This window comes from Streptococcus sp. 9903, assembly GCF_013276625.1.
Lineage (GTDB): Bacteria > Bacillota > Bacilli > Lactobacillales > Streptococcaceae > Streptococcus.
In genome coordinates, this window is record NZ_VMLI01000009.1 from 17,947 (window position 1) to 43,781 (window position 25,835).

Annotated in this window: 33 protein-coding genes; 1 reads left to right on the forward strand and 32 read right to left on the reverse strand. The window is 39.1% G+C overall.

What is annotated here, in order from left to right; all coding sequences use genetic code 11:
• Positions 1-33 precede the first annotated feature (33 nt).
• From purC to HT696_RS04565, 30 genes are all read right to left on the reverse strand, one after another.
• A complete protein-coding gene (gene purC / locus HT696_RS04435) occupies positions 34-741 on the reverse strand; it encodes a phosphoribosylaminoimidazolesuccinocarboxamide synthase (protein ID WP_173282872.1) in 708 nt (235 codons plus the stop codon).
• Positions 742-910: 169 nt separating this feature from the next.
• On the reverse strand, positions 911-2,251 hold the full coding sequence (gene comB / locus HT696_RS04440; protein ID WP_173283374.1) for a competence pheromone export protein ComB: 1,341 nt from the start codon (positions 2,249-2,251) through the stop codon (positions 911-913).
• A gap of 12 nt (positions 2,252-2,263) precedes the next feature.
• A complete protein-coding gene (comA, locus tag HT696_RS04445; RefSeq protein ID WP_173282874.1) occupies positions 2,264-4,417 on the reverse strand; it encodes a peptide cleavage/export ABC transporter ComA in 2,154 nt (717 codons plus the stop codon).
• Positions 4,418-4,665: 248 nt separating this feature from the next.
• Positions 4,666-4,854 carry a hypothetical protein gene (locus HT696_RS10705; protein ID WP_119942193.1) on the reverse strand — a complete coding sequence of 63 codons (189 nt, stop codon included), beginning with the start codon at positions 4,852-4,854 and terminating at the stop codon, positions 4,666-4,668.
• 496 nt (positions 4,855-5,350) lie between these two features.
• Entirely contained in the window at positions 5,351-5,557 is a 207-nt protein-coding gene (locus tag HT696_RS04450) for a bacteriocin immunity protein (RefSeq protein ID WP_173283045.1), read from the reverse strand.
• Between the two features lie 77 nt (positions 5,558-5,634).
• On the reverse strand, positions 5,635-5,814 hold the full coding sequence (locus HT696_RS04455) for a hypothetical protein (RefSeq protein WP_173283047.1): 180 nt from the start codon (positions 5,812-5,814) through the stop codon (positions 5,635-5,637).
• Positions 5,815-5,894: 80 nt separating this feature from the next.
• Positions 5,895-6,110, reverse strand: a complete 216-nt coding sequence (locus HT696_RS10710; protein ID WP_240147170.1) for a bacteriocin immunity protein — start codon at positions 6,108-6,110, stop codon at positions 5,895-5,897.
• 3 nt (positions 6,111-6,113) lie between these two features.
• Complete coding sequence (locus tag HT696_RS04460) at positions 6,114-6,281, reverse strand: class IIb bacteriocin, lactobin A/cerein 7B family (RefSeq protein ID WP_173219503.1); 168 nt, start codon at positions 6,279-6,281, stop codon at positions 6,114-6,116.
• Between the two features lie 236 nt (positions 6,282-6,517).
• On the reverse strand, positions 6,518-6,712 hold the full coding sequence (locus HT696_RS04465; protein ID WP_000180815.1) for a class IIb bacteriocin, lactobin A/cerein 7B family: 195 nt from the start codon (positions 6,710-6,712) through the stop codon (positions 6,518-6,520).
• A 34-nt stretch (positions 6,713-6,746) separates the two neighbouring features.
• On the reverse strand, positions 6,747-6,902 hold the full coding sequence (locus HT696_RS04470; protein WP_001004584.1) for a hypothetical protein: 156 nt from the start codon (positions 6,900-6,902) through the stop codon (positions 6,747-6,749).
• An 11-nt stretch (positions 6,903-6,913) separates the two neighbouring features.
• Positions 6,914-7,042 (reverse strand): smi_0059.1 family bacteriocin-like peptide, encoded by a 129-nt coding sequence (locus HT696_RS04475; RefSeq protein WP_000658223.1) that lies wholly within the window; start codon positions 7,040-7,042, stop codon positions 6,914-6,916.
• A 491-nt stretch (positions 7,043-7,533) separates the two neighbouring features.
• Positions 7,534-8,580, reverse strand: coding sequence for a DUF6287 domain-containing protein (locus HT696_RS04480; protein WP_173283049.1), 1,047 nt, complete (start codon positions 8,578-8,580; stop codon positions 7,534-7,536).
• Between the two features lie 29 nt (positions 8,581-8,609).
• On the reverse strand, positions 8,610-9,839 hold the full coding sequence (locus HT696_RS04485; RefSeq protein ID WP_173219500.1) for a CAP domain-containing protein: 1,230 nt from the start codon (positions 9,837-9,839) through the stop codon (positions 8,610-8,612).
• A 198-nt stretch (positions 9,840-10,037) separates the two neighbouring features.
• Positions 10,038-10,625, reverse strand: coding sequence for a recombinase family protein (locus tag HT696_RS04490; protein WP_173219497.1), 588 nt, complete (start codon positions 10,623-10,625; stop codon positions 10,038-10,040).
• A 604-nt stretch (positions 10,626-11,229) separates the two neighbouring features.
• Positions 11,230-11,355, reverse strand: coding sequence for a PncF family bacteriocin immunity protein (locus tag HT696_RS10840; protein WP_007284823.1), 126 nt, complete (start codon positions 11,353-11,355; stop codon positions 11,230-11,232).
• A gap of 2 nt (positions 11,356-11,357) precedes the next feature.
• Positions 11,358-11,588, reverse strand: a complete 231-nt coding sequence (blpU, locus tag HT696_RS04495; protein WP_049512844.1) for a bacteriocin-like peptide BlpU — start codon at positions 11,586-11,588, stop codon at positions 11,358-11,360.
• A gap of 193 nt (positions 11,589-11,781) precedes the next feature.
• Positions 11,782-11,982, reverse strand: coding sequence for an SPPN_00645 family bacteriocin-like peptide (locus tag HT696_RS04500; protein WP_049512841.1), 201 nt, complete (start codon positions 11,980-11,982; stop codon positions 11,782-11,784).
• A gap of 32 nt (positions 11,983-12,014) precedes the next feature.
• Complete coding sequence (locus HT696_RS04505; protein WP_023938651.1) at positions 12,015-12,203, reverse strand: hypothetical protein; 189 nt, start codon at positions 12,201-12,203, stop codon at positions 12,015-12,017.
• Positions 12,204-12,222: 19 nt separating this feature from the next.
• On the reverse strand, positions 12,223-12,405 hold the full coding sequence (locus tag HT696_RS04510) for a class IIb bacteriocin, lactobin A/cerein 7B family (RefSeq protein ID WP_000435077.1): 183 nt from the start codon (positions 12,403-12,405) through the stop codon (positions 12,223-12,225).
• Between the two features lie 110 nt (positions 12,406-12,515).
• Positions 12,516-12,656 (reverse strand): hypothetical protein, encoded by a 141-nt coding sequence (locus HT696_RS04515; protein WP_001004581.1) that lies wholly within the window; start codon positions 12,654-12,656, stop codon positions 12,516-12,518.
• Positions 12,657-12,667: 11 nt separating this feature from the next.
• Positions 12,668-12,796: a smi_0059.1 family bacteriocin-like peptide gene (locus tag HT696_RS04520; protein ID WP_173283050.1), complete on the reverse strand. Its 129-nt coding sequence runs from the start codon at positions 12,794-12,796 to the stop codon at positions 12,668-12,670.
• Positions 12,797-13,419: 623 nt separating this feature from the next.
• Positions 13,420-14,151 (reverse strand): response regulator transcription factor, encoded by a 732-nt coding sequence (locus HT696_RS04525; RefSeq protein WP_001221869.1) that lies wholly within the window; start codon positions 14,149-14,151, stop codon positions 13,420-13,422.
• A complete protein-coding gene (locus tag HT696_RS10715; protein ID WP_000184941.1) occupies positions 14,148-14,963 on the reverse strand; it encodes a GHKL domain-containing protein in 816 nt (271 codons plus the stop codon). Before HT696_RS10715 ends, HT696_RS04525 begins: the two co-directional genes overlap by 4 nt.
• A gap of 564 nt (positions 14,964-15,527) precedes the next feature.
• Complete coding sequence (locus HT696_RS04535; protein ID WP_173213969.1) at positions 15,528-15,674, reverse strand: smi_0057.1 family bacteriocin-like peptide; 147 nt, start codon at positions 15,672-15,674, stop codon at positions 15,528-15,530.
• Between the two features lie 152 nt (positions 15,675-15,826).
• Complete coding sequence (locus HT696_RS04540) at positions 15,827-16,996, reverse strand: N-acetylmuramoyl-L-alanine amidase family protein (protein ID WP_173275155.1); 1,170 nt, start codon at positions 16,994-16,996, stop codon at positions 15,827-15,829.
• A gap of 112 nt (positions 16,997-17,108) precedes the next feature.
• Complete coding sequence (locus tag HT696_RS04545; protein WP_240150245.1) at positions 17,109-17,960, reverse strand: C40 family peptidase; 852 nt, start codon at positions 17,958-17,960, stop codon at positions 17,109-17,111.
• Positions 17,961-18,243: 283 nt separating this feature from the next.
• Positions 18,244-18,477: an acyl carrier protein gene (locus tag HT696_RS04550; RefSeq protein ID WP_000136448.1), complete on the reverse strand. Its 234-nt coding sequence runs from the start codon at positions 18,475-18,477 to the stop codon at positions 18,244-18,246.
• 5 nt (positions 18,478-18,482) lie between these two features.
• Positions 18,483-19,475, reverse strand: coding sequence for a phosphate acyltransferase PlsX (gene plsX / locus HT696_RS04555; RefSeq protein ID WP_173283052.1), 993 nt, complete (start codon positions 19,473-19,475; stop codon positions 18,483-18,485).
• Positions 19,472-20,242, reverse strand: a complete 771-nt coding sequence (gene recO, locus HT696_RS04560) for a DNA repair protein RecO (RefSeq protein ID WP_173283054.1) — start codon at positions 20,240-20,242, stop codon at positions 19,472-19,474. Before recO ends, plsX begins: the two co-directional genes overlap by 4 nt.
• Positions 20,239-21,408: a pyridoxal phosphate-dependent aminotransferase gene (locus HT696_RS04565; RefSeq protein WP_138703714.1), complete on the reverse strand. Its 1,170-nt coding sequence runs from the start codon at positions 21,406-21,408 to the stop codon at positions 20,239-20,241. The genes recO and HT696_RS04565 overlap by 4 nt, the downstream gene beginning before the upstream one ends.
• 148 nt (positions 21,409-21,556) lie before the next feature.
• Between HT696_RS04565 and HT696_RS04570 the strand changes: the two genes are divergently transcribed.
• The gene (locus HT696_RS04570) at positions 21,557-22,567 is read left to right on the forward strand and encodes a YeiH family protein (protein WP_173283375.1); all 1,011 of its coding nucleotides are present in this window, start codon (positions 21,557-21,559) and stop codon (positions 22,565-22,567) included.
• Positions 22,568-22,597: 30 nt separating this feature from the next.
• Here HT696_RS04570 and HT696_RS04575 read toward each other — a convergent pair whose 3' ends face one another.
• Both HT696_RS04575 and polA read right to left on the reverse strand, forming a co-directional pair.
• Positions 22,598-23,035 carry a CoA-binding protein gene (locus tag HT696_RS04575; RefSeq protein ID WP_173283376.1) on the reverse strand — a complete coding sequence of 146 codons (438 nt, stop codon included), beginning with the start codon at positions 23,033-23,035 and terminating at the stop codon, positions 22,598-22,600.
• Positions 23,036-23,118: 83 nt separating this feature from the next.
• On the reverse strand, positions 23,119-25,752 hold the full coding sequence (gene polA / locus HT696_RS04580; protein ID WP_173283377.1) for a DNA polymerase I: 2,634 nt from the start codon (positions 25,750-25,752) through the stop codon (positions 23,119-23,121).
• Between the last annotated feature and the right edge of the window lie 83 nt (positions 25,753-25,835).

Genomic DNA, 25,835 nt, shown 5'->3' on the forward strand with positions numbered 1-25,835 from the left:
TTTCCAAATGACCTTGAGAGTCTTGCAAATAGATTATTTCAAACCCTGCAACTTTTCCCAAACAATTTCGTAAACGTCAGTTAATTCACCTAGTCCCCTACGAAAAACATCCTTATCCATGTGGTTGCCATCCGCATCCCACAAGCGGCAGTTATCTGGTGAAAATTCATCTGCTAAGATAATCTTGCCATCCTTGTCAAAACCGAACTCTAGCTTAAAGTCAATCAACTTAAGCCCAATCTCAGCAAACCAAGCCTTCAAGAGTTCATTGATACGACGCGTTTCTTCCTTCAAATAGGCAATCTGCTGATCATCCGCAATTTTAAGGAATTTCACATGCTCGTCATTGATAAAGGGATCATCCAAATCATCATTTTTATAGTAAAATTCGACAATTGGAGTCTCAAATACGATTCCCTCATCCACACCAAAACGTTTTGAAAAGGAACCAGCCGTGTAGTTGCGGAGCACGACTTCCAAAGGAATAATTTCAACCTTTTTATTGAGCTGTTCCGTGTCCGAAAGTTTCTCCACAAAGTGAGTCGCTACACCAGCCGCATTTAATTTCTCAAAAATAAAAGATGAAATCTGATTATTCAACACTCCCTTACCCGCAATCTGCTCCTTCTTAACACCATTGAAAGCAGTCGCCTGGTCCTTGTAAGTTGAAATAATAAGATTTTCATCCTCAGTTGTATAGATATCTTTAGCTTTTCCCGAATAGATCAATTGTTTTGACATTTTAAAGTTCGCCTTTCGTATTACTTGAGCACATTCTACCATAAAAAACCTAAAATTACAAGAATTTAGCCGAATAAATAAGGTAGTACCTCAAAAATCATAAAGAAAAAAACTGCAAGAAAGATCTTTCTCACAGTTTAAAAATCATTTAACTCTAAAAACACGAACATTACTCTTTGTTCAAAAATTGATCCAAATAATAACGTAGATAACTTTTCCTGCCTGTAATCATCTGTAGACGACCTTCCACCCCGTACCGAAGTTTTTCAGCCTGCTCCGAAGTTAGATTAGTCTCCGCCTCAATTTTAAAGAAATTCCCTTTTTCAGTCTTAGTAGCTGTCGCATCAATACTTGTAATAGTAGAATCTAGGAAAAGTTGATTCTTGGCATCATGAGTCGTAGTATAGCGAACAGAATCACCGACCTTGATCCTTGCTACATCTTTTGAACTAAGATAAGCTGTTAGTTTGGCTTTCCCTTCTTTTTCCAAGGACGGATAGAGTTGGGCTAGTAGGGCACCTTCTGCAACCATGCTAGAATCACTGGTCTCAGGATTAAGGTGAAGCACCCCATCCTCACTCGCCGTAATTTTCCCCTTGTCTAAAAGATTTCCCTGTACCTTCTTACCCGACTCTGCCTCCAAAATTTTCTGGTCTAGAAGGGTCGATTCCTGACCAACCTTAGCCAAGTGTTGGAATTTAAGGGATTCCAATTGACTGCTTAAACCAGACGCATAGGCTTGCTGGCTACCTGAACCTGCATACTGGACACGGTAAGTAGCAAGACTAGATTCTAACTGAGAAAGCTGCGCTTCAACCTGCGCAACTGCCTGAGCTTTAGCTTGAGGATTTTCCTCACCCTGAAACTGGTAGAGAGAGTAGGCTAGATTCTGACTGGCCAAGGAAGCACCTGTTTCAATAGCTGACTTAGCTGTCTGGTAATCGCGAATTTTAGCCTCTGTTTGGCTGATGAGGTTGCCGATTTCGGCTTGGGTTTGGCTAGCTGCTGCATTCTGGGACGCGATGGTCTCATTTTGTTGCGATGTACTAGCCCTAAGACTGCCTGCTTGACTAATATAGTCGCGAAAGGTGGCTTGGTAGCCAAACTTATCCTCCTCTGGAAAGTGGTTCTCCCCTTCTTGCAGGCTCTTTTGCAAATACTCCAATTGCTTTTTTTGATCCTTGAGCATGTCCAACTGACTAGCATAGGCCTCCGCTTGGACACCCTCTGCCCCTTCTTGATATTGAACCAACAGTTCTCCCTTTTTAACCAGCTTATTTTCTTCCAAATGATTGACAAGAATACGATTGTTGCTAGTTGACTGGATATTTGCAAGGATTCGACTAGGCTCGACAGTAGCTCTAGTAGACAAACTCATCTCCTTCTCTGCAAATGTTGCAAATCCAAGTAAAAACACAAGCAGAAGGGACATGGGTACAATCACCCGACTGGAAAAATTATGGTAACGACGATTATAAAACTCCGCACTTTCTAAAAATTCTGGTTTCATCCTCTCCTCTTTCTAGCTATTCACCAAATGGGCATAAAAGCCACCCTGTGCAAGTAAATCAGCATGCATTCCTTCTTCGACAATCTTGCCCTGATCCAAGACAACAACCTTCTCTGTCCGCTCAGCAATGGTCAAGCGGTGGGCAATGAAAATCAAGGTCTTGTCTAAAGCCATCAGATTATCGACAATTCGCTTCTCTGTCAGAATATCCAAACTGCTGGTCGCCTCATCCAAAATCAAGACCGGCGCATCTGTCAAGAGAGCACGCGCCAGAGCAATTCTCTGACGTTGACCACCTGAGATTCCTGCTCCATCCGAAGTCAATTCTGTCTGGTAATTCAGTGGCATGCGCTCAATGTCCTCCCGAATCTCTGCCAATTCGACCGCCCGTAAGATATCCTCTTGAGTCGTCCCTTCCTTGGCTCCCAAAAGAAGATTGTCCAAAATCGTTCCGTTAAATACATAGGGCTGTTGAGGCAGATAGTTGATATACTGGCGCAGGGCTTTTTTATCAATCTGATTGAGATTGACACCACCCAGACTAATCTCTCCCTGACTTGGATCGTAAAAATTAACCATCATCTTGGCCAATGTCGTCTTACCTGACCCTGAAATTCCCACAAAAGCCACCTTAGAACCCTGCGGAATAGTCAAATTGATATCCGACAAGACGTCTCGACCATAGCCATACTTATAGTAAACCTGCTTGAAGGTCATCTCTCCCTTCATCAAGCTCAAATCCTCAACTGTTTTCTTCTCCTCAAACTCAGAAGCTACCAGATAAACCTCATTCAGACGGTTATTGGCAACCTGCGCTGTCTGAAGCTTAGTTTGCAGATTGATGATATTTTCCAAAGGATTGGTAAAGTAAACCAGCAAGGTATTATAAGTAATCAACTGCCCCAAACTCATCTTGCCATCCATGACCAGAACAGCTCCCATCCAGAGAATGCCGACATTGAGCAAGAGATGGGCAACTTTTTTAAGAGCCTTTTGCTGACTCTCTGCCCGACTATAGGTAAAGGATTTTTTCAGATAATCCACAAATTCCTTGTCAATTTTTTGGTAACGCTGACTTTCACTGGTCAAGGACTTGATAGTCTCAATACCGTTGATGTCCTCAATGATAGAAGAAGACAGAACTGCATTGGCTTCCATGGTATCCCGATTCATCTTTTCAAACGGCTTCATAAAGGCAAAGATAATCACTGTATAGATAGGAAGTGCCAATAAGGTCATGAAAAAGAGATTGGTATTTTGTGAAAATAAAACAAGAGAAATAATGACAACCGTTGACACATCTAGGAAAATCGAAAGAATGGTCGAAGCCAGCGCATCGATAATACTGTTAGCATCCGTGAAACGAGACACGATTTCCCCTGTCCGACGTGTCGCAAAAAAGGACATAGGCAAGTGAAAAACATGCTTGATATAGGACAAAATCACATCAATCGACAAGCGTTGCCCCAAAACAAGTAAGAGATACTCCTGAGCGTAAGACAAGATCTGCTGGAGAATATAGACGATAACCAGCCCAATAGAAATAATCCCCAGTGTCGAACGCATCTGATCTGGCACATAGGTATCAATGATAGACTGCAGATAATAAGAACCCACAATGTTAATCAAGGTTACCAAGAGTGTTGCCAAAACGATATTGGCAATCAAGCCACGCTGCTTCACTAATATAGGGATAAAAGAGAACAGACCATTCTTTTGATCCTTATGAGGCTTGTAGTCTGGACTAGGTGCCATAAACAGAGTCACTCCTGTCCATTCTTCCGCAAAACGCTCACGTGGCAGTTTGGTCAATTTCACCCCAGGATCTGGGTCGGCAATATGAATGCTATCCTTATCCTGCCCAGTCACCACATAGTAGTGGAGCAATTTTCCTTCCTTAAGCACATGGGCAACAAAAGGAAAAGTCAAATCTGGCAAGTCAAAAAGCGTCATATCCGCCTTAATTGCTCGCGTCTCAAAACCAATCTCCTCTGCCACCTTGACCAAGCCCAAAGCCGTAGTCCCATCCATGGTCGTCTTGGCCAATTCTCGCAAGTGAGCCAAAGAATAATAGCTACCGTAGTAGCCAAAAACCATGGCTAATGAAGCTACACCGCAGTCCATCTGATCCACCTGCGGACGATAGTGACGTTTCCCAAATTTCATATTCATCTCCTTTTCCTAATACTCAATGAAAATCNNACTGACGAAGTCAGTCACATATATACGGCAAGGCGACGTTGACGTGGTTTGAATTTGATTTTCGAAGAGTATAAACTCATCTGATAACAACTATCTTACCCCAATCCTCAAACAAAAACTGGACTTCCTTCCCAAATGCGCCTATCTCCCTCCCAAATGCACTTTTAGGATAAAAAAATAGGCAGAACAAACGTCATGCCTAAAATATATATTTATTTCTTTTTCTTCCTAATTCTTTTGTCAATCATATACAACACGATAATCGAAAACAGCGGTGGTACAATATAACTCTTTTCACTCATTGTCAGATGAAATCCCAGAGTTGCTAGTATCTTAAAGATGAAAATATTCATCAAAAATAGAAAAACAAATACTAAAAAATATTTTAAAATCTTATTCATTTTTTTCTTCAACTCTCCTAATTTCTATAACTATTTTATCAAAAATACATGTAATACTCAAGGAAAATCAAAAAGCAAACTAGGAAGCTAGCCGCAAGCTGTACTTGAGTACGGTAAGGCGACGCTGACGTGGTTTGAATTTGATTTTCGAAGAGTATAAAACTCCAAATAAACACCTCAACTACACTTTTTTTGGCAAAAAATAGGCAGAACAAACGTCCTACCTACTAAAAATATGCTATTGAAAGGAAAATGATTTTTTTCTGACACCCTAGGCAAGCTTGGGACAAATAAATCATTGATAGTAACCTTTACGACATCCTATTTAAAGTTACTTCAATTTTTAATGTCCCTGCTATTTCTAAGCCACCTATGGTATGATCTATTCATAGTCAGAATAGATTATACCGTTCTAAATTACGATTCATAGTTACTCCTTTTGTTGATTCGTTACTATAAGACACCTATTCCCTATAGAGCGTCTACTGCTTCAAATTTATCTATTCTTTTTTTCTTTACTTCTATATAAAAGAATGAAGACCATCATAAATAATGCAATCGTTGGTATATTGAAACTATCAAGCCAAGTAGGTAAAGATACTTTATTTATGTCAGCTACTAATCTGATGATGATATAAGACATTGAACTAAGTAATACCATGATTTCAGGCCAAACTTTCAGTATTGATTTAACAAATTTCATATTAAACTCCAATGTGATGCATTCTGAGATTCTAGCCTAGTCATTTTAGCACAGACTAACAAATCATTCTTAACTGCTCACTCTACTTGCTTTTTATTGGCCTTATATCCTAGATAAAAGAGCCCAAATAAAACGGGGTAAATTTCTGGATAAAATAGGGTATTGATTGGATTTTTCAAAATCAAATACGTTACGATGTAGATTATGAGCGATACGGTAAAATAACCCTCAGCAAAGCCTAATAAAAATGTTTTCATAAGAAACTCCTAATTACCTGACAAGAATGGCGGAAAAACGCTACCATTCATATGCACAAAATCCTTTTGATTCATGTTCTTCATTTATAGTTTTGATTATTTTTTGACAAATCTTTGCGAAAAATACCAAAATATGCTGAGAAAAGCAACCCAACTAAAGTCCCTTGCCAATTAAAGGATACTAACGAACCTGTACGAATCACATGAAGCGCGACATTAAGAATTATTCCCAACAAAGGAAATATAGTGGCTAGTTTAGGTAACAATGTATTGAGATTAAGGTTGCGACTGTTCATTATCTAACGCCCACGACGAGCAAAATCTGAACCAAATTTGTAACCAGCATTAAAAATTTGTACAGCAGCATTCAGTACTCCTGCAATCCCAACTGCTTCCACAAGACCAAAACCACCTTTTGTTCCCACTAATTCATCGTCAGATAATTGATAAAATTGTTCTAAGTTCATGTTCGTCATTACTCCTTTGTATTATATTTTATTGCTATGTAAATGATTAAAATGAGTATTGGATAAGTAAATACTTCTGAAATATCCATAAAATTTATACTATACTGTCCAGATAATATTTTATAGTCAATTAAAATTTGAACGATAGTAAAAATAATACGTAGCGATAACAATACCCCTAGTAATATCACTTCTTTTTTTAAAAACATAGAAATGCCTCTCTGACTATAATCAGATTATGGTCTATTCGCATAATACCCCAAAGCTGCTCCTCCAGCAAAAAGCGCTGCTGCTCCACCTGCTACTGCTGCACCTATCTTCCAGATAGACACTCCGGCGATTACAAGAGGCAATGCTCCCCCATCCACATCCATCAACTCTTCTTCTGTAAGAGCTACAAAGTTCTGTTCCATTTTGTCAAAATTTGTCATCTTTTTTCTCCTCTTGTTCTATTTTTTCTAAATCTTATCTTCTAAAAAATGGGGTTCCAATAAATATACCGCGTAACAATAGACCTGTAATTAGACCCCGTTGATAACTTTCCTTGCTACCACCCACCAGCAAAGCTAAGTCGCTCTCCTTTAATACTTCAATAGTATACTTATCATTCATTTCATTCATCTCTTATCCTCCTAAAAACCAAAACCTCTACGAAATCCAATGTACCAATCTGCAAGGGTCTTCACCCAATTTTCTCCACCTTGAATATCGGTCAATTCTTCCGAAGTTAGCTCAACAAATCCATAGTAATGTTCTTTCATTATTTTATTCCTTTCTTTTTTCCTCTTACTTATCTATTCGAAAAACAATTCGAAAATGTACAACTAATTAAATTTATTTGAAAAATAATTTAGTAAACCATGGATAGAAAATTGGTAGATACATGAAGCAAACTCCTTTCCTTTTCCTCTCACTTATTTATTCGAAAAAGAATTCGAAAATAAACAACTAAATCAAAATTTATTTGAAAAATAATTTAATGTACCATGAATAGAAAATTGGTAGATACATAAACCAGACTCCTTTCTTTTTCCTCTTACTTATCTATTCGAAAAAATTTTCGAAAATGTACAACTAAATTAAATTTATTTAAAAAATAACTCAGTCAACCATGGGTAGAACATTGATATAAACATGAACTAGGCTCCTTTCCTTTTCCTCTTACTTATCTATTCGAAAAGGAAGTCAAAAAAATAAGAATATCAGAAAATTTTCCGACATTCTTATTGATAAATTTGTAAGTCTATTAAAACTATTCTACCTTGTAAAAAAATCCCTCGGTACTACCATTGATAAGTTGGTGTCCAAACCATAAGCGGTCTTGTGTAATATCAGACGAGTCAGTATAGCCATTATCTGAAGAAGAGGTGACAGACATGGTTATAGGGATTCCTGCTGGTAAAAAGGCAATAGCTGCACCAGCACCTCCATCTTTAGAAACAGAATTTGCCTTAAGATAGTGGTCAATTTCTTTAGCATGTTCAATTGAAATTTTGGACTTATCACTTACTAAACCATTTTTGTCGAAAGTAAATTTAATACCTGAACGATTCCTCCAAGTTCCTGAGACACTAGAAAAATCTCCATTTTGAATTGCAGAAATATCCATCCCTTTACTTTCTGACGGAAAGGAAGATTCTTCACTTATGAGACTTGTGACAGATTTCCAAGAGAAAGATCTTATGTCAAGGGAAGGTGGTTTTGTGCCCAGTCCCTCTTCTGTATCTGATTCGATAACTAAGTCTAATCGTGTTCCATCCTGATTGAACTTGTATAGTTTAAGTTGGATTTGATTAATAGATACTCGGGTAGATAATTGGAAATAGCCATTTTCTAAAGGATTAAAATGTACTCGCTCTCCAATAAAGTCCAGATTGTTTTCTGCATTGGTCAGTCGAATAACTTCGTCATTTTTAAGAGTTCGAATATCTAATAAATCGTAATAGTTAGAATCCGTTTTAAGGGCAACCAAAAGTTCGTCCGTACCATTTTGGTCTAAATCATACAAGCTGTATTGTAGTCCAGAGTATTCTTTAGGATAAGTATTTTTTAAGTTTGCTTTTGAATTGAGCTCTTTAGGTGAAGCTGATGAATCATCTAATACTTTGGCATATTCTTTAAGGACAGGATTATATAGGGTGTAATCATTTTTCTTCTCTTCTGATGTGGAAGTAGGCGAACTGCTACTAGAAGTAGTTGTTTCAGAACTTTCTGAGGAAGTGTTTTTACTCTGAGGTTGGCAAGCTGTTAAAATGGAGATAGCTAAAATACTGATACTGAATAGAAATAATTTTTTCATATGTTTAATCTTACAATTTGAAATTGTTTTTATACCCACTCACCGTTGTAATTGACACGATAACCGTCAGGTGTAGTTGTATTGATTGCGAGTGCACCAGAGCTATAGGCATAGTACCATTTACCAGATACCTTCATCCAGCCTGTTTTCATAGCCCCTGAGCTATCAAGATAATACCAGCTACCATTATCTTTGAACCAACCAGTCTTCATAGCACCTGAACCGTCGAGATAGTACCACGTGCCGTTGTCTTTTATCCAGCCAGTTTGCATCCAACCTGAACTATCGAAGTGATACCAGATATTATCTAATTTTGCCCACTGATTGTAAGGGTAAGACCCATCAAGTTGCATAAACCACCAACGAGAGCCCGATTGTCGCCAAAAACCCATACCCCTACCAATATCTTGCATTTGAAAAAAGAAACCTGGTTTATTAGTCCCGTTAGACTTACCTTGTTTTGTTTTCTTACTGGTATGAGTTCCGATAGCCTTCAAATCTTTGTCAAAAAGATTCGCCTTGGTCGCAAATGTTTGAATTTGAGAAGAATCGACTTCTGTGTATTGAATGGCTTTTCCATAACCGCCAGCTAATTCTTCAGAGCCACCAGATGCTGTTCCGAAACTTTGTGCAATGGTAATCCAACTATTTTTAGGATTCTCAAAGGCTGCAAGTCCCATATAAGTTAATTCTGGATTGATTAAGGATTCGTAGTGTCCAGTTTGACCAGAGACACTTGCCCCACTACGAGATTTAACATAATCGGCTTTTTCCTCATACCATTGATTAATAGCTGTCATAAATCCGTCATAGTTCCAAGCCAAGTTTTCTGCTAGGGAGAAATTTCCTGAAGACCAGGCACTCCAAATATCTTTATTAGATAAACGTTTATGATGCCTGGTTACAGAAGCTTCTGCTGCCCGAACGAAGGCTGTTTTTTCTAGTTCAGTTGACCATTTGATCGGAACATAGCTAGTAACTAGACCTTCATCTGCTGCCTCTTTTCGAATAGCATTGATACGATCTAAGATAGCCTGTTTATCTGGCGTTAAGAAAGTCCCTTCAATCCCAACTAGAGTAGTACCAGAAGAAGTACTAGTGACCTCAGAGTTTAAGATATTGTAGGATTGACCATTGATTGCTTGAGTGGAAACCAGCCTATCATTAGCAGCTACTGATTGTGATGTAACAATTCCTACCCCAAGAAGTGATAGAGCTGAAATCGTTGCAAGTGTGAACTTTTTAGCTTTGGTGTCCATTTCGTGTCCCCCTATTTTTATTTATTGTAAAATAATCAGTTTGTCCTAAAATCTAGACTTTTTTGGACAAACTTGATAAAATGAAAGTGTAATAATAATTGGTCAAAATGCTGGATTTTAGAACCTTTTTTCTAACGAAAACGCTTCTAAAATAGACTGTATTTTCTGTCCAAAAAATCCTAGGTTTTTTGACAAGAACTATGAATTTTTTATCCAATTATGAAAGGTGCTTTTTGATACTCCTAAGATGTCTGCACCTTCTCGTAAGGTTATTTCTTTTTTCTTATATTGAGCTATCACATCAGGGAAATTATTCGGGACAACCAATTTTGGTCTACCGAATTTCTTCCCTTTTTTCTGTGCTTCCCGTATTCCTTCCATTTGTCTTTGTTTGATTTGTTCTCTTTCAAACTGTGCCACATAAGATAGGACTTGTAAAACGATATCGGAGATTAGTTTTCCTGTGATATTATCATTGCTATTCTTTGTATTTAATAAGGGGAAATCTAAAACAGTTATATTTACTTTCTTTTTCTTAGTAATTGCTTGCCATTGTTCTAAAATTTCATCATAGTTTCTTCCCAACCTATCAATTGATTTAATAACCAATTCATCATTCTCTTTCAAGGTAGCTAATAATTTTTGATATTCCATTCTGTCAAAATCTTTTCCTGAAACGTAATCAATAAAAATATTTTCTTTTGATAATTTGTTTTCTACTAAGGCTGAAAATTGCCTATCAATATTTTGTTCTTTTGTAGATACTCGAACATAACCGTAACGCATAAAAACTCTCCTTTTTACACTTATTGTAAAATATAAAAAAGGGCAAAATGCCCTCAAGGAGTAGTGTATTCAACTTATAGCAATTATATATTAGTTCAAACTGGTTCATCAAGCCTTAAAAGTATGTAAAAAATCACAAACTAAGACCTTCTTCATTCCTTTTCTTCAACTTTCCTAATTTCTATGCCTATTTTTTATCAAAAATACATGTAAAACTCCAAATGATGCAAATAGACACTTCAACTGTACTTTTCAGCAAAAAAATAGGCAGAACAAGCGTCCTACCTACTAAAAATATGCTATTGAAAGGAAAATGATTTTTTACTGACACCCTAGGCAAGCTTGGAACAAATAAATCATTGATAGTAACATTTGTGACATCCTATTTATTACTACAATTTCCAATGTCCCTGCTATTTCTAAGCCACCTCTGGTATGATCTATTCATAGTCAGAATAGATAACACCGTTCTAAATTACGATTCATAGTTACTCCTTTTTTTGATTCGTTACTACAAGACTCCTATTTACCTGATAAGAGGAGAGATGGTCCTCTTTACATGTGCAAGATAATTTTGAATCAGATTCATCATTTATCGTTTTGATTATTTTTTGACAAATTTTTCTGTTTTCTTCTCCGAAGACTTTAAAAATTTTTTTCTAATTAAATCATCCATATAGGGACCAAATATACCAACTACTAAACCAATAATAAAACTTTTAAAATCCATAATTACCACCAACATGTCGCTGCATATGCCACACCTCCAAGTATAGCTCCTCCCGCAGCACCAGTTGCTGCACCTTGCCATGTTCCTGTTTTAATTCCTAGCTGAAGACCTCGTGCTGCTCCTCCTCCAACACCTGCTTTGGCAAAATCTCCCCAATTGCATCCGCCACCTTCAAGGCAAGCAAGCATCTCAGTATCCATAATTTCAAATTGTGACATCGTTTTTGTATTCATAACGAATACCTCCTTTTTTATTTTTAATATTTATCTTGTTGCAAACTTGACAAGTTTGGTATAGCAGTGTTTATTAAATTGTTTCATCTAAATCTTGAATTACTGAAATAATCATTCCCTGTATTCTTCTTATTTATCTATTCGAAAACGAATTCAAAAATATAATATATGATATTCGTTTTAATAAACTATATTAATAAAATGCATTGTAAACATTTCGTCCAAATGCTCTACCAGCATTATAGATACCACCGAAAAATCTTCCCGTACTATCAATCACTTTATGGACATCGATGTTAATATTACCTCTCCATGACACTCGACCGCCCTCTACTGTTGCTAAATCTTTTTCTGTAAGACTTGTAAATTTTTCTTCAATTTTTATCATATTCATTATGTCTGTTCCTCTTTATCTATAATTTTTTATTAAAATAAATAATTATAAACCATTTCGCCAAACTTCTGTCCCGCCCAATAAACCGGTCCTAAAAGTAAGGTCCCTAAAGCATAAACCCCAACTACTCCAACTATGAAAATGAATACTTTTACAGGAATTGACTGCAAACTGTAAAAATTCTCTACCCTAGTAATCCAACTTTCTATTATGCGTTCCATTAGCGCTCATCCTTCCCTGTTAACGTCCACGACGCTTAGCATGTGCTCCTGAAGCACCATCTACCGCACCCAATAAAAATGTTCCTGCAATTGCGACTCCTCCAACTACTACCAGACCAAATAGCAAGCCTCCTTCTACATCGGCCAATTCCTCATGACTCATTACATGAAAATTATTTTCCATATTTTTAATTTGTTCCATCTTATTCTCCTTTTTTGATTCTTAACAATTGAAAAAGGTAGTTATTTGTATTTCCTTTTTCATATATTCTGTTCATTGTTGTAGGTAAGCTTCACTCTCTAAATATTATCTTAGAATCCAAATAATGCACGACGTAAAATGAACCCCACCATTAAACCATGTTGGTAACTTGCCTCACTACCACCCACCAGCAAGGCTAAGTCGCTTTCCTTTAATACTTCAATAGTATACTTATCATTCATTTCATTCATCGCTTATCCTCCTAAAAAGCAAAACCTCTACGAAATCCAATGTACCAATCTACAAGGGTCTTCGTCCAATTTTCTCCACCTTGAATATCGATCAATTCTTCCGACGTTAGCTCAACAAATCCATAATAATGTTCTTTCATTATTTTATTCCTTTCTTTTTTCCTCTTACTTATCTATTCGAAAAAAATTTCGAAAATGAACAACTAAATTAAATTTTATTTGAAAAATAATTTAATGAACCACGGATACAAGATTGGTAGATACATAAACCAGACTCCTTTCGTTTTCCTCTTACTTATCTATTCGAAAAAGAATTCGAAAATGTATAACTAAATCAAATTTTATTTGAAAAATAATTTAGTAAACCATGGATAGAAAATTGGTAAATACATCGCGTAGTCTCCTTTCTTTTCCCTCTTACTTATCTATTCGAAAAAAATTTCGAAAATGTACAACTAAATCAAATTTTATTTGAAAAATAATTTAGTAAACCATGAATAGAAAATCGGTAGATACATAAACCAGACTCCTTTCTTTTTCTTCTCACTTATCTATTCGAAAAAAATTTCAAAAATGTACAACTAAATTAAATTTTATTTAAAAAATAATTTAATGAACCACGGATACAAGATTGGTAGATACATGAACTAGGCTCCTTTCTGTTTCCTCTTACTTATCTATTCGAGAAAGAATCCAAAAAAATAAGAATATCAGAAAATTTTCCGACATTCTTATTGATAAACTCATTCAAATCTAACAGATATTAGACATTGAGATGTTTTTTAAGGGTTCTTCTGGCTGTTCGTGATACGGGGAAATGCAAGCCTTCTAACAAGGTCACTTCTGTGGCAGTCATCTCTTCAATGGCTTGTAAACTGACTAAAGTATTGCGATTAGCATAGACAAAGTAATCTTTTTCAGCCTTGGCAGCGATATCCTTGAGACTGCCATAAATGGTCTTGATAGAATGATTGGCATAATAGACCTTGATACGATGGGATTCCACTGAGGTTTCAAAGGCTAAAATCTCATGGTAGGGCAGAGTAAAGCCTCGTCTTCCCTCAAAACTATAGGTGAAGAGACGCATATTTTCTCTCTTGTCCACTGCCAGTACATAGTCCAGACAGCGCTCCAGCTGATGACGGTAATCCTCCTCAGGCTGATCCTTGGAAATAAAATCCAAGGCAGACAAGTGGTAGCGAAAAGCTAGAGGCAAGGCCTCCGAGTGTGTGGACACAAAGACAATACTTGTAAAGGGATCCCGCTCCCGAACCTGTTGAGCAACCTGAAAACCCCGTTCACGCTCTCCATCAATCTCTAAATCCAATAAATAGAGCTGATAATGGTCAAAATACTGAGAATACTTTTCAACATCTCCATAGTTTTTAGCAATATCAATTTCCAATCTTAAATTGCGAGAGCGACCGATATCTAGTAAAGTCTGCTCTATCCGTCCCTGCTGAACTCTATCATCTTCCAAAACTAAAATTCTCATTCCTCTCCCCCTCGTTTCTCATCCTTAAACGGCAATTCTAAATCTTGTCTAAAAGTCGTCTCTCCTAGCTGGGTATCTAAGTTTAAATCATAATGAAAAACCATATCTTCCAAGGTCGCTAAGCCCAGTCCACTGTGGTTACCCTTGGTAGAGTAACCCTTTTGACTGAGAATGATGGGATTCAGTTCTTCTTTCTTACGAGTGTTTTCAATGATAAAACGGACACTCCTATCACCTGCCAACAAAGCAACCCGAATCTGCGGATTTTCAGCCTCACTGGCTGCCTCTAAGGCATTTGTCGTGAGGATAGAGAGGATACGGATAGCCTCCAACATCGGCAATGCCAGCTCTTCGACAACCCCCACCGTCTCCAAACTAAAATGAATTCCCTGATTATCTGCCACAATCATAGCTTTTGCCAAAGTATTACGAATGGCTATATCATGGATATTATGAAGATTAAAGGCCGTGTAATCTGCCTTCCTCAGCTTTTCATTGGTCTTTAGAAAGACATCTTGATAAATGGTAGACACCTCAGCCATGTCTTGATTAGCTATGGCAGGCTCCATGCTGGCGACAATCCCCGCAAAATCATGACGGAAACCTCGAACTTCATCATAGAGATGACCTAGCTTGTCCACCATCCCTTGCAAGGAACGATTTTCTTCTTCCTGTCTCTGAATGGTCTGCTCATCACGATAAACCTGCTCTAAGTGTCTGATATAAAAGAGCCAGGAGAAAAAGAGAATGAAAATCAGGAGAGAAATGGTCGTGTCAAAGCGAACGTAAAAAGAACTATTTCTATTGGTCATGAACGAAGAGAATATCCTAAATCCAGTCAGAGGTAGGATAATGAAAAAGCTCTTACGATAGTGGGTTTTAAAAGTATCTGAAAAGAATAAATCCAAATCCAAAGACCAACGCTTCATAATTTTACAACATAGAAAGATTGATAATAAATCAAATATAGATATATATAAAGTAGAAAACGAATCTACGAAACAACAATGCTCACCAGATAATACACGAATCCAAATTGTCAAAAATAAATAACGAATACTTTGAAAGAAGAGAAAAAGATAGAGCGAAAGAAAAAGAGATTCCCCTTTTCCCTTGTGCAATACTAATAAAAAAATACAGTAAAAGTAGATAAGAACTCCTATATGAAATAATTCTCCAAATGTTTGACGAGCAGATAAACTAATTAAAAATATAAGTATCCAATAACGTTTTTTATAAAATTCTGGGGAAATTTGAGCGCCCAAATAAATAGTAGGCACTATGGTTGAAACGACTACCAACAGTAGATATATCACAGAAAATAAGAATTCTAAAATAAGCATAAATAAATCTAATCTCTAACTAATACTGTGAATTTAAGCAACGTGTCTACCCGTACCAAATAATTTATTGCACCATTTTACAGTATCTTCAAAAATCCCTCCACCATTCACTTCCTCCAATACCTCTGAGGTTAACTCTTCAAATTGTTCCAATTCTACAAATGTATTTTTCATTTCCATGACAGACTCCTTTTCATTATTTTATAGATAACTCTATCCCCTGCTTCATCTACAAAAGGCTTTAGTTTCCTTTTAAAATACAAGAAATCTAAAGCCTCCTGAAAATGGTATATTGGTTAGAGTGTTAACAATTAGTTGTGAAGATGTTATTTTTATTTAACCACAACCACTTTATAATATTCGTTTGAGTGTGGAGATTCAATTTTAATTTTTTCACCATATAAACCATCGATTTCTTTATCCAGATAATCTGAAACTCCTGATGGCAAGCGTTTCATCTTAAGAATTTCACCAGATTGATCCGCATAGGCTAGGAAGTGATAGTGGGTTGTAGCCATACCATCATCAATTAATACAAAGTAACCTGTTTTGAGCTTACCTTGCTCATTTTCTAAATAGTATAGTTTATTGTTATTGATTGTAAAGTGGGTAGCTCCAAGACGAAGTCGTGCACCTGGATTTTCTAAATAGACATCATTGCCAACTTTTTTAATCTCTGAATAGGTTGTCATTGCTGGGATATTAACCACACGATGTCCATTTTCATCAAAGTAGTAGCGATTTGGTAAGTTTTGGAAGTTCTGTACAACTGCCTTAGGATCAATTTCTTGTCCTTCTTCTTTATTATCCACTAAAGCTAAGGTAGTATTTGCAACTTCATCCCCATATTTGTTAGAGAACTTCTTGAACTCTGGTCTGATATACCAAGTGTTTTTTTCAATAATAACATCGTCACCTTTAGCATTTAGCAAATATTCTTGCCCATCTCCAAGTTTGACAATATCATGAATATTGTATCCAGCATCTTTTCTATTTGCTAGATAGCCATCCTTACCAATGACATAACTTTCCCCATCACTGGCTGGAACAGCTCTATCTGCGACCATAGCACCTGATTTTTCAAAGTAAGACCATTTACCATCTATGAACTCCCAACCTGTCATCATAGAACCACTAAAATGAAGATAGTACCATGTAGACCCTTCTTTGTACCAACCTGTACGCATGGCACCACTATTAGCTAGTGAGTACCATGTGTTGCCTTCCTTGTACCAGCCAGTACGCATAGCACCACTATCTGCTAGTGAATACCATGTATCACCGTCTTTGAGCCAGCCTGTCTGCATTTTACCAGTGCTGTCGAAGTGATACCATGACCCAGCATTTTGTACCCATTTATCCTTAGCTAGACTGCCATCTTGTGAAAGATTCCAGTCAGCACCATTTTTAACCCAAGTATCTGCAGCCTGTGCTTGGTTAATAGACAAAAGCAGACCAGCACCTGCAAGCAAACCAAGAGTAAGTAATTTAGATTTTTTCATAGCTATTTCCTCCTTTATCGAACAGCTATAAGAGGGCTTCCCCTCTTTATTTAGCTATATTTTAATACTTTTCATTATCAAAGTCAATAATATTGTGAAAAATTAGACAATATTACCAATATCTACGAATTGTATTTTGAGTAATACCGTATTGATTCATATAAGAAACATATTGACCTGGATATGGAGCATGAACTACCTTTCCACCACCAACATAAATACCTACATGGTCATTTGTCTCTTCACTATTATACAAAATCAAATCTCCAGCTTGTTGAGAACCATTACTTACATAACTTCCTCCTGTTGCTTGACCATAGGTTACTCTAGGAATACTAATATCAAACTTAGCATGAATAGCCATCGTAAATCCTGAGCAATCTACGCCACTATTCAAATCTGCCCCACCCCAAACATATGGAATTCTTCCTACAAATGTCTCTGCGTATTCACCAAGTGCCTGCCCACGATTTTCTACCCATACACCACTTTCTCTAAAGAAATATGGTGTACCATTCACACGTTGATAACCAGTGACCATAGCACCACTAGCAGATAAGTAGTAATAATTGCCATCAGGTTGAATCCAAGTATTTTCTTTCATCCATCCTTGGTCATCAAAATAGTACCACTTGTCATCTAATTGTTCCCAATTTTTAGCATAACCACCTGAACCGTATTTAAACCACCATTTACCATTGGTTTGCATCCATGTTCCTTTCGGATCGCGATATTGATTGAAAGCTTTCTTCTCTTGATTGCCCTCTGCTTGAGTTTCTTTATCTTCAAAACCAATCAATTTTACTTGATCAGCTTCTTCAGCTTTTATCTTACCTTGATTAACTAATTGAGCAATCGCTTCTTTCTCACTTGCTGATGGGGAATCAGCATAGGCTACCGTAGTATTTGCTAGGAGAACGCCTCCTGCAAGAACTAACAAACTAGAATAAAGATATTTTTTCATCATAAAAATCCTTTCTTTTCTCCTTTTTGGAGATTGATTTTTTCTGACTCTATTATATCCCTTATTTGTCCTCAGATTTCTCCTGTCCCTAGAAAGACTAAATCTGTTCCTAAACGGTCACTTATACTCAATGAAAATCAAAAAGCAAACTAGGAAGCTAGCCGCAGGTTGCTCAAAACACTGTTTTGAGGTGGCAGATAGAGCTGACGTGGCTTGAAGAGATTTTCGAAGAGTATTAAGCCAAATAAAAAAGTCCAAAGCAAATACCTTGGAACTCCGATTTCTATTTTGCTTGAATAATCTTAACCACATCTCCTACACTTTGGAGTTGGTCAATTTCCTCATCGCTGATTTCGATACTAAATTCATCTTCCAGTGTCAAGATAAACTCCATCAAGTCAACTGAGTCAGCATCCAAATCGTCTTTCAGACTCAAGGATTCTGTCACGACAAAGTCCTCTCCCTGTCGCTCTTGGATAATGGTCACAATACGGTCAAAAATTTCTTTTTCTGTCATCTCTTTTATTCTCCTGAAAATTCACGCGCAGTCTGGGCAACTACGTCTGTTTCTAGCATGGTACGGATCTGGCGAATCGTACTATAAACAGCCTTGGCATCGCTTGAGCCATGAGTCTTGACAACCGGTGCCTTGACACCAAACAAGACCGCTCCACCAACATCTGAATAGTTGAGCTGTTTTTTCAAACCTCTAAGGCTGTCCTTAAGAAGGAGGGCGCCTAATTTCGCTCGAAGACCACCACCTGTAATAGCTGTCTTGAGCAAGTCCATGATTCCCATGGCTGTCCCTTCAATAGATTTGAGCACAGCGTTTCCCGTGAAACCATCTGCCACAACAACATCCGCAACGCCATTCATCAAATCACGCGCTTCCACGTTTCCAATAAAGTTCAAACTTTCATCAGCCGCTAGTAATTCATAGGTTTCCTTGCGAAGTGGGTCTCCCTTACTACTCTCTGTTCCATTATTGAGCAAACCAACACGTGGTTGCGCAATACCACGGACATTTTTAGCATAGAAGGAACCTAGAACCGCGTATTGATGGAGGTGCTGGGCTGTATTTTCCGCATTGGCACCGAGATCCAGCATGTCAAAACCTTTTCCATCTACAGTCGGCAAGGTCGACATAAGGCCTGGTCGGTCAATGTTCTTGATACGACCCACGATGAAAAATCCTGCTGCTAGTAAAGCACCTGTATTCCCAGCTGAGAGAACAGCGTCTGCCTCTCCATCTTTGACAGCCTTAGCTGCCAATACCATACTAGCATTTTTCTTCTTCCGAATAGCTCTCGTAGGTTCATCGTCTGAATCAATCTTTTCATCCGTATGGATAATGCTAACACGCTCTGTCGCTGTCAGATATTGCTTGATTTTACTTTCATCTCCGTAGAGTTGAACCTCAATATCTGAAAAGTCAGCCAGGGCTTGATTGACACCCTCAACGATGGCCTGAGGTGCATAATCGCCCCCCATAGCATCTACTGCGATTTTTTTCATTTCTTTTCCTCTTTTAGTAATTGTCCCCAGTCGGATAGGGAATCAATAAATTTCTTTGATTTTAGGTGAATTCCCACGTACTCTTCGTAGAGTTGATCCATAAATTGACGTAGCTCTTGCTTGATTTCGGACTTGAGCGAAATGGTCTCCAAGGTCTCAAAATCAATAGCTTGAAATTGATTGAGCAGATAAGGGATATTGGGATTGAGATGGCAACGTCTCTCATCTTCATGATAATGATCTGGACAGAGGCAGGCACCATATTTGAAAGAAAAGTCAAAAGCCTGACCGACCCGATGGCAAAAGACACACTCATTAAAATTGAGGCTAATTCCAAATCGAGTCAAGATTTGGATTTCAAAAATATTGGTCAAAACCTGATAATCCAAACCTGCTTCCATCAACTCCAAAGTCTTTTGCAAAAAAGCAAACAAGGGAGCATCCTGCTGATTGTCCTGCAAACTAGCATCTGCAAGAGCCGCTACATAGGTCGCATAGGCCATGACAAAGAGGTCACTATTAATCTTGGGAAAAGTCATCACCTCATGATAGTCCTCAATGTAGCTAAGCCCATCATCATTGATTCGCAAGAGAAATCGTGCCAGCACCAAGGGCTGAATAACTGGAGCCAGTTTAGACTGACCTGCGTGTTTGACAAAAAACATCCGCTTACCAGCCTGCTCTGTAAAAATCTTGACCAGCTTGTCATCCTCACGAAAATTGCGATTGTAGAGCACCAAGCCTTGACTCGTGATAGACTGAATCATGCTTCTCTCATGTACTCCTCAAGTCGTTTCATGGCTTCTTTGATAGTCTCCATGCTGGCTGCATAAGATAGGCGAACATAACCTTCCCCGTAACGCCCAAAGGCTGCACCAGGGATAAAGGCAACGGCCTTCTTCTGAGCAAAATCCTTCAGAAAAGCAAAGGAGTCTTGATTGTAGCCCGCTGGAATCTTAGCAAAGATATAGAAGGCACCGTCTGGTTTGATAATCTCAAAACCAAGAGCAGTCATTTTCTCGATAATATAGTCCCGACGCTGAATGTATTCCTTCTTCATAGGCTCCGCATCGTTTTTACCAGCTGTCAAGGCTTCCACCGCAGCATGTTGAGCCATGGTATTTGCAGCAGTAACCAAGTACTGGTGACTCTTGATTAACTGGGCTGTGAAGGCCACAGGAGCAAAAATCAGACCCAAACGCCAACCGGTCATGGCATGCGATTTAGATAGACCATTGATAATAATAGCCTGATCTCTCAACATGGTTCCCAGAGACACATGGGCTTCGCCTGTGTAGGTCAATTCTGAGTAAACCTCATCACAGACAACAAAAATTTCGTACTTGCGTAAAACAGCTGCCAAGGCCTCCAATTGTTCCCGACTATAGGTAATTCCTGTAGGATTAGCTGGATAGTTAAGAATAACCGCCTTGAGCTTGTCACCCTGCTCCAAAATGGCCTTCTCCAACATTTCAGGAGTCAAGACAAACCCATTTTCAGTTGTATCAATCTCGACAATCTCTGCCCCAACTAGATTGACAATCGGTTCATAACCCGGATAAGCAGGAGCTGGCAAGAGCACCTTGTCTCCCTCTTCCAAAATAGCCGTCAAAGTAGCAGATAAAGCCTCTGTCGCCCCAATTGTAACCAAGATTTCATTTTCAGGAGCATAGTCCAGTTGGTACTTTTCCTTAACAAAGTCACTGGCCGCCTGACGTAGAGTCAGCAGACCACTCATCCCTGTATAGTAGGATTGGTTCTGATCAATCGCTCGCTTGGCCGCCTCCTTGACATGATCTGGCGTTGTAAAATCAGGTTCCCCCAAGGTCAAACGCAAGACCCCAGGAATCTCCGAAATAGCCTGGTCAAACTGACGAATCAACGAAACTTGAATCTTATCTAACTGTTTATTAAAGCGCTTAGTTAAGTCCATAGATACCTCCTACTTTCAAAACGTATCTCTATTATACTACAAAAGCCCCCCGACCGCAAAAATACATGATAGAATAGCTTTCCACTTTCTATTTTACTTTTCCTGTTTATAGGTCTATAATAGTAACAGATTCTATTTGGAGGTTTTTATGTCATTTCTATCAAAAAATGGAGCAGGCATCTTTGCCTGCCTTCTCATTTCTATCGTATCTTGGTACTTAGGAGGATTCTTCCCTGTTATTGGCGCGCCCGTTTTTGCCATTTTCATAGGCATGCTCCTACATCCCTTTCTCTCGCCCTACAAACAACTGGATGCTGGATTGACCTTTAGTTCCAAGAAATTACTCCAATATGCCGTTATCTTGCTTGGTTTTGGTCTCAATATCTCGCAAGTCTTCGCAGTTGGGCAATCTTCACTCCCTGTCATCCTGTCCACCATCTCAATAGCCTTGATTGTTGCCTACCTCTTCCAGCGCTTCTTTGCACTGGATACAAAACTGGCTACCTTGATTGGAGTGGGGTCTTCGATCTGTGGGGGTTCTGCCATTGCTGCGACAGCACCTGTTATCCACGCCAAGGAAAAGGAAGTAGCCCAAGCCATTTCCGTTATCTTTTTCTTCAATGTCCTGGCTGCACTTATCTTTCCAACCCTCGGCACCTGGCTTCATCTATCCAATGACGGCTTCGCCCTCTTTTCAGGAACTGCGGTCAATGATACTTCCTCTGTGACCGCCACAGCTAGCGCTTGGGACAGTCTCTACCAGACCAATACCCTCGAATCCGCAACCATTGTCAAACTCACACGTACCCTGGCTATCATCCCCATCACTCTCTTTCTCTCCTACTGGCAAAGTCGCCAACAAGAAAATAAGCAAGGCCTGCAACTGAAAAAAGTCTTCCCACTTTTTATCCTTTACTTCATCCTTGCCTCTCTTCTAACTACCCTCCTGACCTCTCTCGGTGTATCCAGTAGTTTCTTTACCCCTCTCAAACAACTCTCCAAGTTCCTCATTATCATGGCTATGAGTGCTATCGGACTCAAAACCAATCTGCTAGCTATGGTCAAATCCAGTGGAAAATCCATTGTTCTCGGAGCCATCTGCTGGATTGCCATCATCCTCACCAGTCTTGGTATGCAGACCCTTATCGGCATTTTCTAACACAAAAGGTAGCCCATCAGCTACCTTTTCTTATGCTTCCTCAATCAAGCGAGTATGTTCTCTCTTGATGCAGCGATTCATCACAATGTCATCGCATCCACCAGCACGCAAGATTGCTTCCGCTTCTAGACTTTCAAGTCCTAGCTGTGCCCAAAAAATCTTAGCATCAGCCTTGAGAAAATCACGCGCCACATCTGGCAAAAATTCACTGCGACGGTAAACATTGACAATATCTACAGGAAAAGGAATCTCTGCTAGACTAGCATAAGCCTTTTCACCCAAGATTTCACCACCTGCCGCCTTGGGATTGACTGGGATAATTTTATAACCCCGAGCCTGCATTTCCTTGGTCACTCGATTGCTAGTTGTTTCCTCACGGTCTGACAAGCCCACCACAGCAAGGGTTTTGCTCGTTGCTAGATACTGACGAATCATGCCATCACTTGGATTGATAAATTCTTGACTCATAGAAATCCTCCTTTTTCATCAGTATAGCACAATTTGAAAAGGCTTGCATAATTCTACTACAAAAAGGAGGACTAGCCCCCTTTTTATTTAGCCTCGTACCAGGTTGTCCCTTCATTTTCATCTGCGATAAGGGGAACACTGAGTTGAATGGCTTCTTCCATAGTTTGTTTGACCAATTTTTTCATCTCTGCCAATTCAGATTTAGGAACTTCAAGGACGATTTCATCGTGCACTTGCAGAAGCATCTTAGTCTGATAACCACCTTCAACTAGAGCCTTGTCTAGCTGAATCATGGCAATCTTGAGAATATCTGCCGCCGATCCCTGGATAGGGGAGTTAATAGCAGTTCTTTCCGCAAAGCCACGAATGTTAAAGTTACGCGAATTGATATCTGGCAACTCACGACGACGCTTGAAGAGGGTCTCTACATAGCCCTTATCACGCGCCTCACGCACCACTTCATCCATGTAGTTTTTAATACCTGGAAAACGTTCAAAGTAGGTATCAATGTAGACTTTGGCTTCCTTACGGCTAATGCCCAGATTATTCGACAAACCAAAGTCTGAAATCCCGTAAACCACTCCAAAGTTAACGGCCTTGGCATTGCGACGGTCGTTTGCAGTCACATCCTCAGGACACTCAATGCCAAAGACCCGCATGGCTGTCGAAGTATGGATATCTGCCCCCTCTTGGAAGGCCTTAATCAAGTGCTCATCCTTAGAGATATGCGCCAAAACGCGCAATTCAATCTGTGAATAATCCGAACTGAGCAACACACTATCCTCCCACTCGGGTACAAAAGCCTTACGAATGAGACGGCCCTGCTCCAAACGCACAGGAATATTTTGCAAGTTTGGATCCACACTAGACAGACGCCCAGTCTGGGTCAAATCCTGCACATAGCGAGTATGAATCTTACCATCAGCCAAAATCCAGTCCTGCAAGCCAATCACATAAGTCGATTGAATCTTAGCAATCTGACGATAGTCGAGAATTTTCTTAACAATTGGCGCAATAGGAGCTAGGCGCTCCAAGACATCCACCGCTGTCGAGTATCCAGTCTTAGTTTTCTTAGTGTATTCTAGAGGTAGCCCCAATTTTTCAAAGAGAAGCACGCCCAACTGCTTAGGCGAGTTGATATTAAACTCCTCACCAGCCAGTTCGTAAATCTCCTGAGTGAGTTGCTCAATGACGACCTCATTTTCAGCTTGCATCTCAAGCAGGGTTTCTTTTTTGACCTTGATACCAGCAATTTCCATCTTGGCAAGGACAAAAGCCAGAGGTTGCTCCATATCATAAAGAAGCTCTAATTGCCCATTTTCACTGAGTTTTTCAAGTAAAACAGGCTCAGTCTCAACCAAAATTGCAAGCTTACGAGCTAAGTGTTCCAAGAATTTCTCACGTTCAGGAAGGGCCTTCTTGACACCCTTACCATAGAAAGTCTCATCATCAACCAAATAAGTCTGACCATAAAGACTAGCGATGGTCGCAATTTCATTGTCCTCCACAGTCGAAAGGAGGTATTTAGCCAAACGGCTGTCAAAAGCAGGCGCCTGCAAATCCACACTCAAACGATGCAAGAGAACTTTAGCCTTTTTGAAGTCATACACTCTCAGAGATGTTTTTTCTAAGAAATCTTTGAAAATCGGGTCTTGCAACAGCTCAAGCTTATCTGTGGCATAGAGCTTTTCCCCACAAGACCAGGCAAATCCAACCAAATCGTCCGTATGGTAATTCTCACCAAAAAGCTCAAAATGGAAGATAGATTCCTCACTCAACATATCTTGACTGATTTGGTCAACGATAGTAAAGTCCAAACTCTCAGCCACATCAGCTGACGACACATTTAAAGCCTGCTTAAGCTGTTTGAAACCCATTTCATCGTAGAATTTCCCAAGATTTTCCACATCTGGACCACTATAGACCAAATCCTCCAAACCAATCTCAATCGGTGCCTTGGTATCAATGGTCGCTAGTGTTTTAGACAAAAAAGCCTGTTCCTTATCATTGATGAGATTGTCCTTCATCTTAGAAGCCTTCATCCCATCAATATTTTCATAAATTCCCTCAAGCGAACCATGCTCCAGCAAGAGCTTGATACCCGTCTTTTCACCGATTTTGGTCACCCCAGGGATATTATCCGACTTATCTCCCATAAGCGCCTTAAGATCGATAAACTGAGTCGGTGTAATGCCCAGCTTTTCCATAAGATATTCTGGCGTAAAGGCCTCAAACTCAGCCACACCTTTCTTGGAAATTTCAACCACTGTATGCTCATCCGTCAGCTGAATCAAATCCTTGTCCCCACTGACAATGGTAATATCAAAACCATCCTGCTCTGCTAGTTTATCCAGTGTCCCAATGATGTCATCCGCCTCATACTGAGCCAACTCATAGTGACGAATCCCCATATGATCCAGCAACTCACGAATAAAAGGAAATTGCTCACGAAACTCATCAGGAGTCTTAGCCCGACCACCCTTATAGTCCGCATACATCTCTGTCCGGAAGGTTGTCTTTCCCGCATCAAAAGCCACCAAAATATGACTAGGCTCAACCCTCTCCAACAAATGGCTCAACATCAACTGGAAGCCATAAATCGCATTGGTATGCAAACCAGCCGCATTCTTAAAACGGTCCAACTGTTGATAGAGCGCAAAAAACGCCCGAAAAGCAACAGAAGACCCATCAATCAATAATAATTTTTTCTTATCCATACACCCATTATAAAGGAAAGCACCAAAAAATACCATTAGTAAGAGCCAGAGCAAGTATTTTTCAAACTTTTTCCGAATAAATA

What these genes read in the sequence shown, in the direction of transcription:
- HT696_RS04545 (WP_240150245.1), bottom strand. Translation starts at nt 17,960, where the DNA reads ATGAAAAAATATCTTTATTCTAGTTTGTTAGTTCTTGCAGGAGGCGTT.
- HT696_RS04490 (WP_173219497.1), bottom strand. Translation starts at nt 10,625, where the DNA reads ATGCGTTACGGTTATGTTCGAGTATCTACAAAAGAACAAAATATTGAT.
- HT696_RS04460 (WP_173219503.1), bottom strand. Translation starts at nt 6,281, where the DNA reads ATGAACTTAGAACAATTTTATCAATTATCTGACGATGAATTAGTGGGA.
- HT696_RS04535 (WP_173213969.1), bottom strand. Translation starts at nt 15,674, where the DNA reads ATGGAAATGAAAAATACATTTGTAGAATTGGAACAATTTGAAGAGTTA.
- HT696_RS10705 (WP_119942193.1), bottom strand. Translation starts at nt 4,854, where the DNA reads ATGAATAAGATTTTAAAATATTTTTTAGTATTTGTTTTTCTATTTTTG.
- HT696_RS04505 (WP_023938651.1), bottom strand. Translation starts at nt 12,203, where the DNA reads ATGGAACGCATAATAGAAAGTTGGATTACTAGGGTAGAGAATTTTTAC.
- HT696_RS04565 (WP_138703714.1), bottom strand. Translation starts at nt 21,408, where the DNA reads ATGGACTTAACTAAGCGCTTTAATAAACAGTTAGATAAGATTCAAGTT.
- HT696_RS04520 (WP_173283050.1), bottom strand. Translation starts at nt 12,796, where the DNA reads ATGAAAGAACATTATTATGGATTTGTTGAGCTAACGTCGGAAGAATTG.
- HT696_RS10840 (WP_007284823.1), bottom strand. Translation starts at nt 11,355, where the DNA reads ATGGATTTTAAAAGTTTTATTATTGGTTTAGTAGTTGGTATATTTGGT.
- HT696_RS04500 (WP_049512841.1), bottom strand. Translation starts at nt 11,982, where the DNA reads ATGAATATGATAAAAATTGAAGAAAAATTTACAAGTCTTACAGAAAAA.
- HT696_RS10715 (WP_000184941.1), bottom strand. Translation starts at nt 14,963, where the DNA reads ATGACCAATAGAAATAGTTCTTTTTACGTTCGCTTTGACACGACCATT.
- HT696_RS04475 (WP_000658223.1), bottom strand. Translation starts at nt 7,042, where the DNA reads ATGAAAGAACATTACTATGGATTTGTTGAGCTAACTTCGGAAGAATTG.
- HT696_RS10710 (WP_240147170.1), bottom strand. Translation starts at nt 6,110, where the DNA reads ATGAACAGTCGCAACCTTAATCTCAATACATTGTTACCTAAACTAGCC.
- HT696_RS04575 (WP_173283376.1), bottom strand. Translation starts at nt 23,035, where the DNA reads ATGAGTCAAGAATTTATCAATCCAAGTGATGGCATGATTCGTCAGTAT.
- HT696_RS04550 (WP_000136448.1), bottom strand. Translation starts at nt 18,477, where the DNA reads ATGACAGAAAAAGAAATTTTTGACCGTATTGTGACCATTATCCAAGAG.
- HT696_RS04525 (WP_001221869.1), bottom strand. Translation starts at nt 14,151, where the DNA reads ATGAGAATTTTAGTTTTGGAAGATGATAGAGTTCAGCAGGGACGGATA.
- HT696_RS04465 (WP_000180815.1), bottom strand. Translation starts at nt 6,712, where the DNA reads ATGACAAATTTTGACAAAATGGAACAGAACTTTGTAGCTCTTACAGAA.
- comB (WP_173283374.1), bottom strand. Translation starts at nt 2,251, where the DNA reads ATGAAACCAGAATTTTTAGAAAGTGCGGAGTTTTATAATCGTCGTTAC.
- recO (WP_173283054.1), bottom strand. Translation starts at nt 20,242, where the DNA reads ATGATTCAGTCTATCACGAGTCAAGGCTTGGTGCTCTACAATCGCAAT.
- purC (WP_173282872.1), bottom strand. Translation starts at nt 741, where the DNA reads ATGTCAAAACAATTGATCTATTCGGGAAAAGCTAAAGATATCTATACA.
- HT696_RS04485 (WP_173219500.1), bottom strand. Translation starts at nt 9,839, where the DNA reads ATGGACACCAAAGCTAAAAAGTTCACACTTGCAACGATTTCAGCTCTA.
- HT696_RS04450 (WP_173283045.1), bottom strand. Translation starts at nt 5,557, where the DNA reads ATGAAATTTGTTAAATCAATACTGAAAGTTTGGCCTGAAATCATGGTA.
- HT696_RS04570 (WP_173283375.1), top strand. Translation starts at nt 21,557, where the DNA reads ATGTCATTTCTATCAAAAAATGGAGCAGGCATCTTTGCCTGCCTTCTC.
- plsX (WP_173283052.1), bottom strand. Translation starts at nt 19,475, where the DNA reads ATGAAAAAAATCGCAGTAGATGCTATGGGGGGCGATTATGCACCTCAG.
- polA (WP_173283377.1), bottom strand. Translation starts at nt 25,752, where the DNA reads ATGGATAAGAAAAAATTATTATTGATTGATGGGTCTTCTGTTGCTTTT.
- HT696_RS04480 (WP_173283049.1), bottom strand. Translation starts at nt 8,580, where the DNA reads ATGAAAAAATTATTTCTATTCAGTATCAGTATTTTAGCTATCTCCATT.
- HT696_RS04515 (WP_001004581.1), bottom strand. Translation starts at nt 12,656, where the DNA reads ATGAATGAAATGAATGATAAGTATACTATTGAAGTATTAAAGGAAAGC.
- HT696_RS04540 (WP_173275155.1), bottom strand. Translation starts at nt 16,996, where the DNA reads ATGAAAAAATCTAAATTACTTACTCTTGGTTTGCTTGCAGGTGCTGGT.
- blpU (WP_049512844.1), bottom strand. Translation starts at nt 11,588, where the DNA reads ATGAATACAAAAACGATGTCACAATTTGAAATTATGGATACTGAGATG.
- HT696_RS04510 (WP_000435077.1), bottom strand. Translation starts at nt 12,405, where the DNA reads ATGGAACAAATTAAAAATATGGAAAATAATTTTCATGTAATGAGTCAT.
- HT696_RS04455 (WP_173283047.1), bottom strand. Translation starts at nt 5,814, where the DNA reads ATGAAAACATTTTTATTAGGCTTTGCTGAGGGTTATTTTACCGTATCG.
- HT696_RS04470 (WP_001004584.1), bottom strand. Translation starts at nt 6,902, where the DNA reads ATGAATGAAATGAATGATAAGTATACTATTGAAGTATTAAAGGAGAGC.
- comA (WP_173282874.1), bottom strand. Translation starts at nt 4,417, where the DNA reads ATGAAATTTGGGAAACGTCACTATCGTCCGCAGGTGGATCAGATGGAC.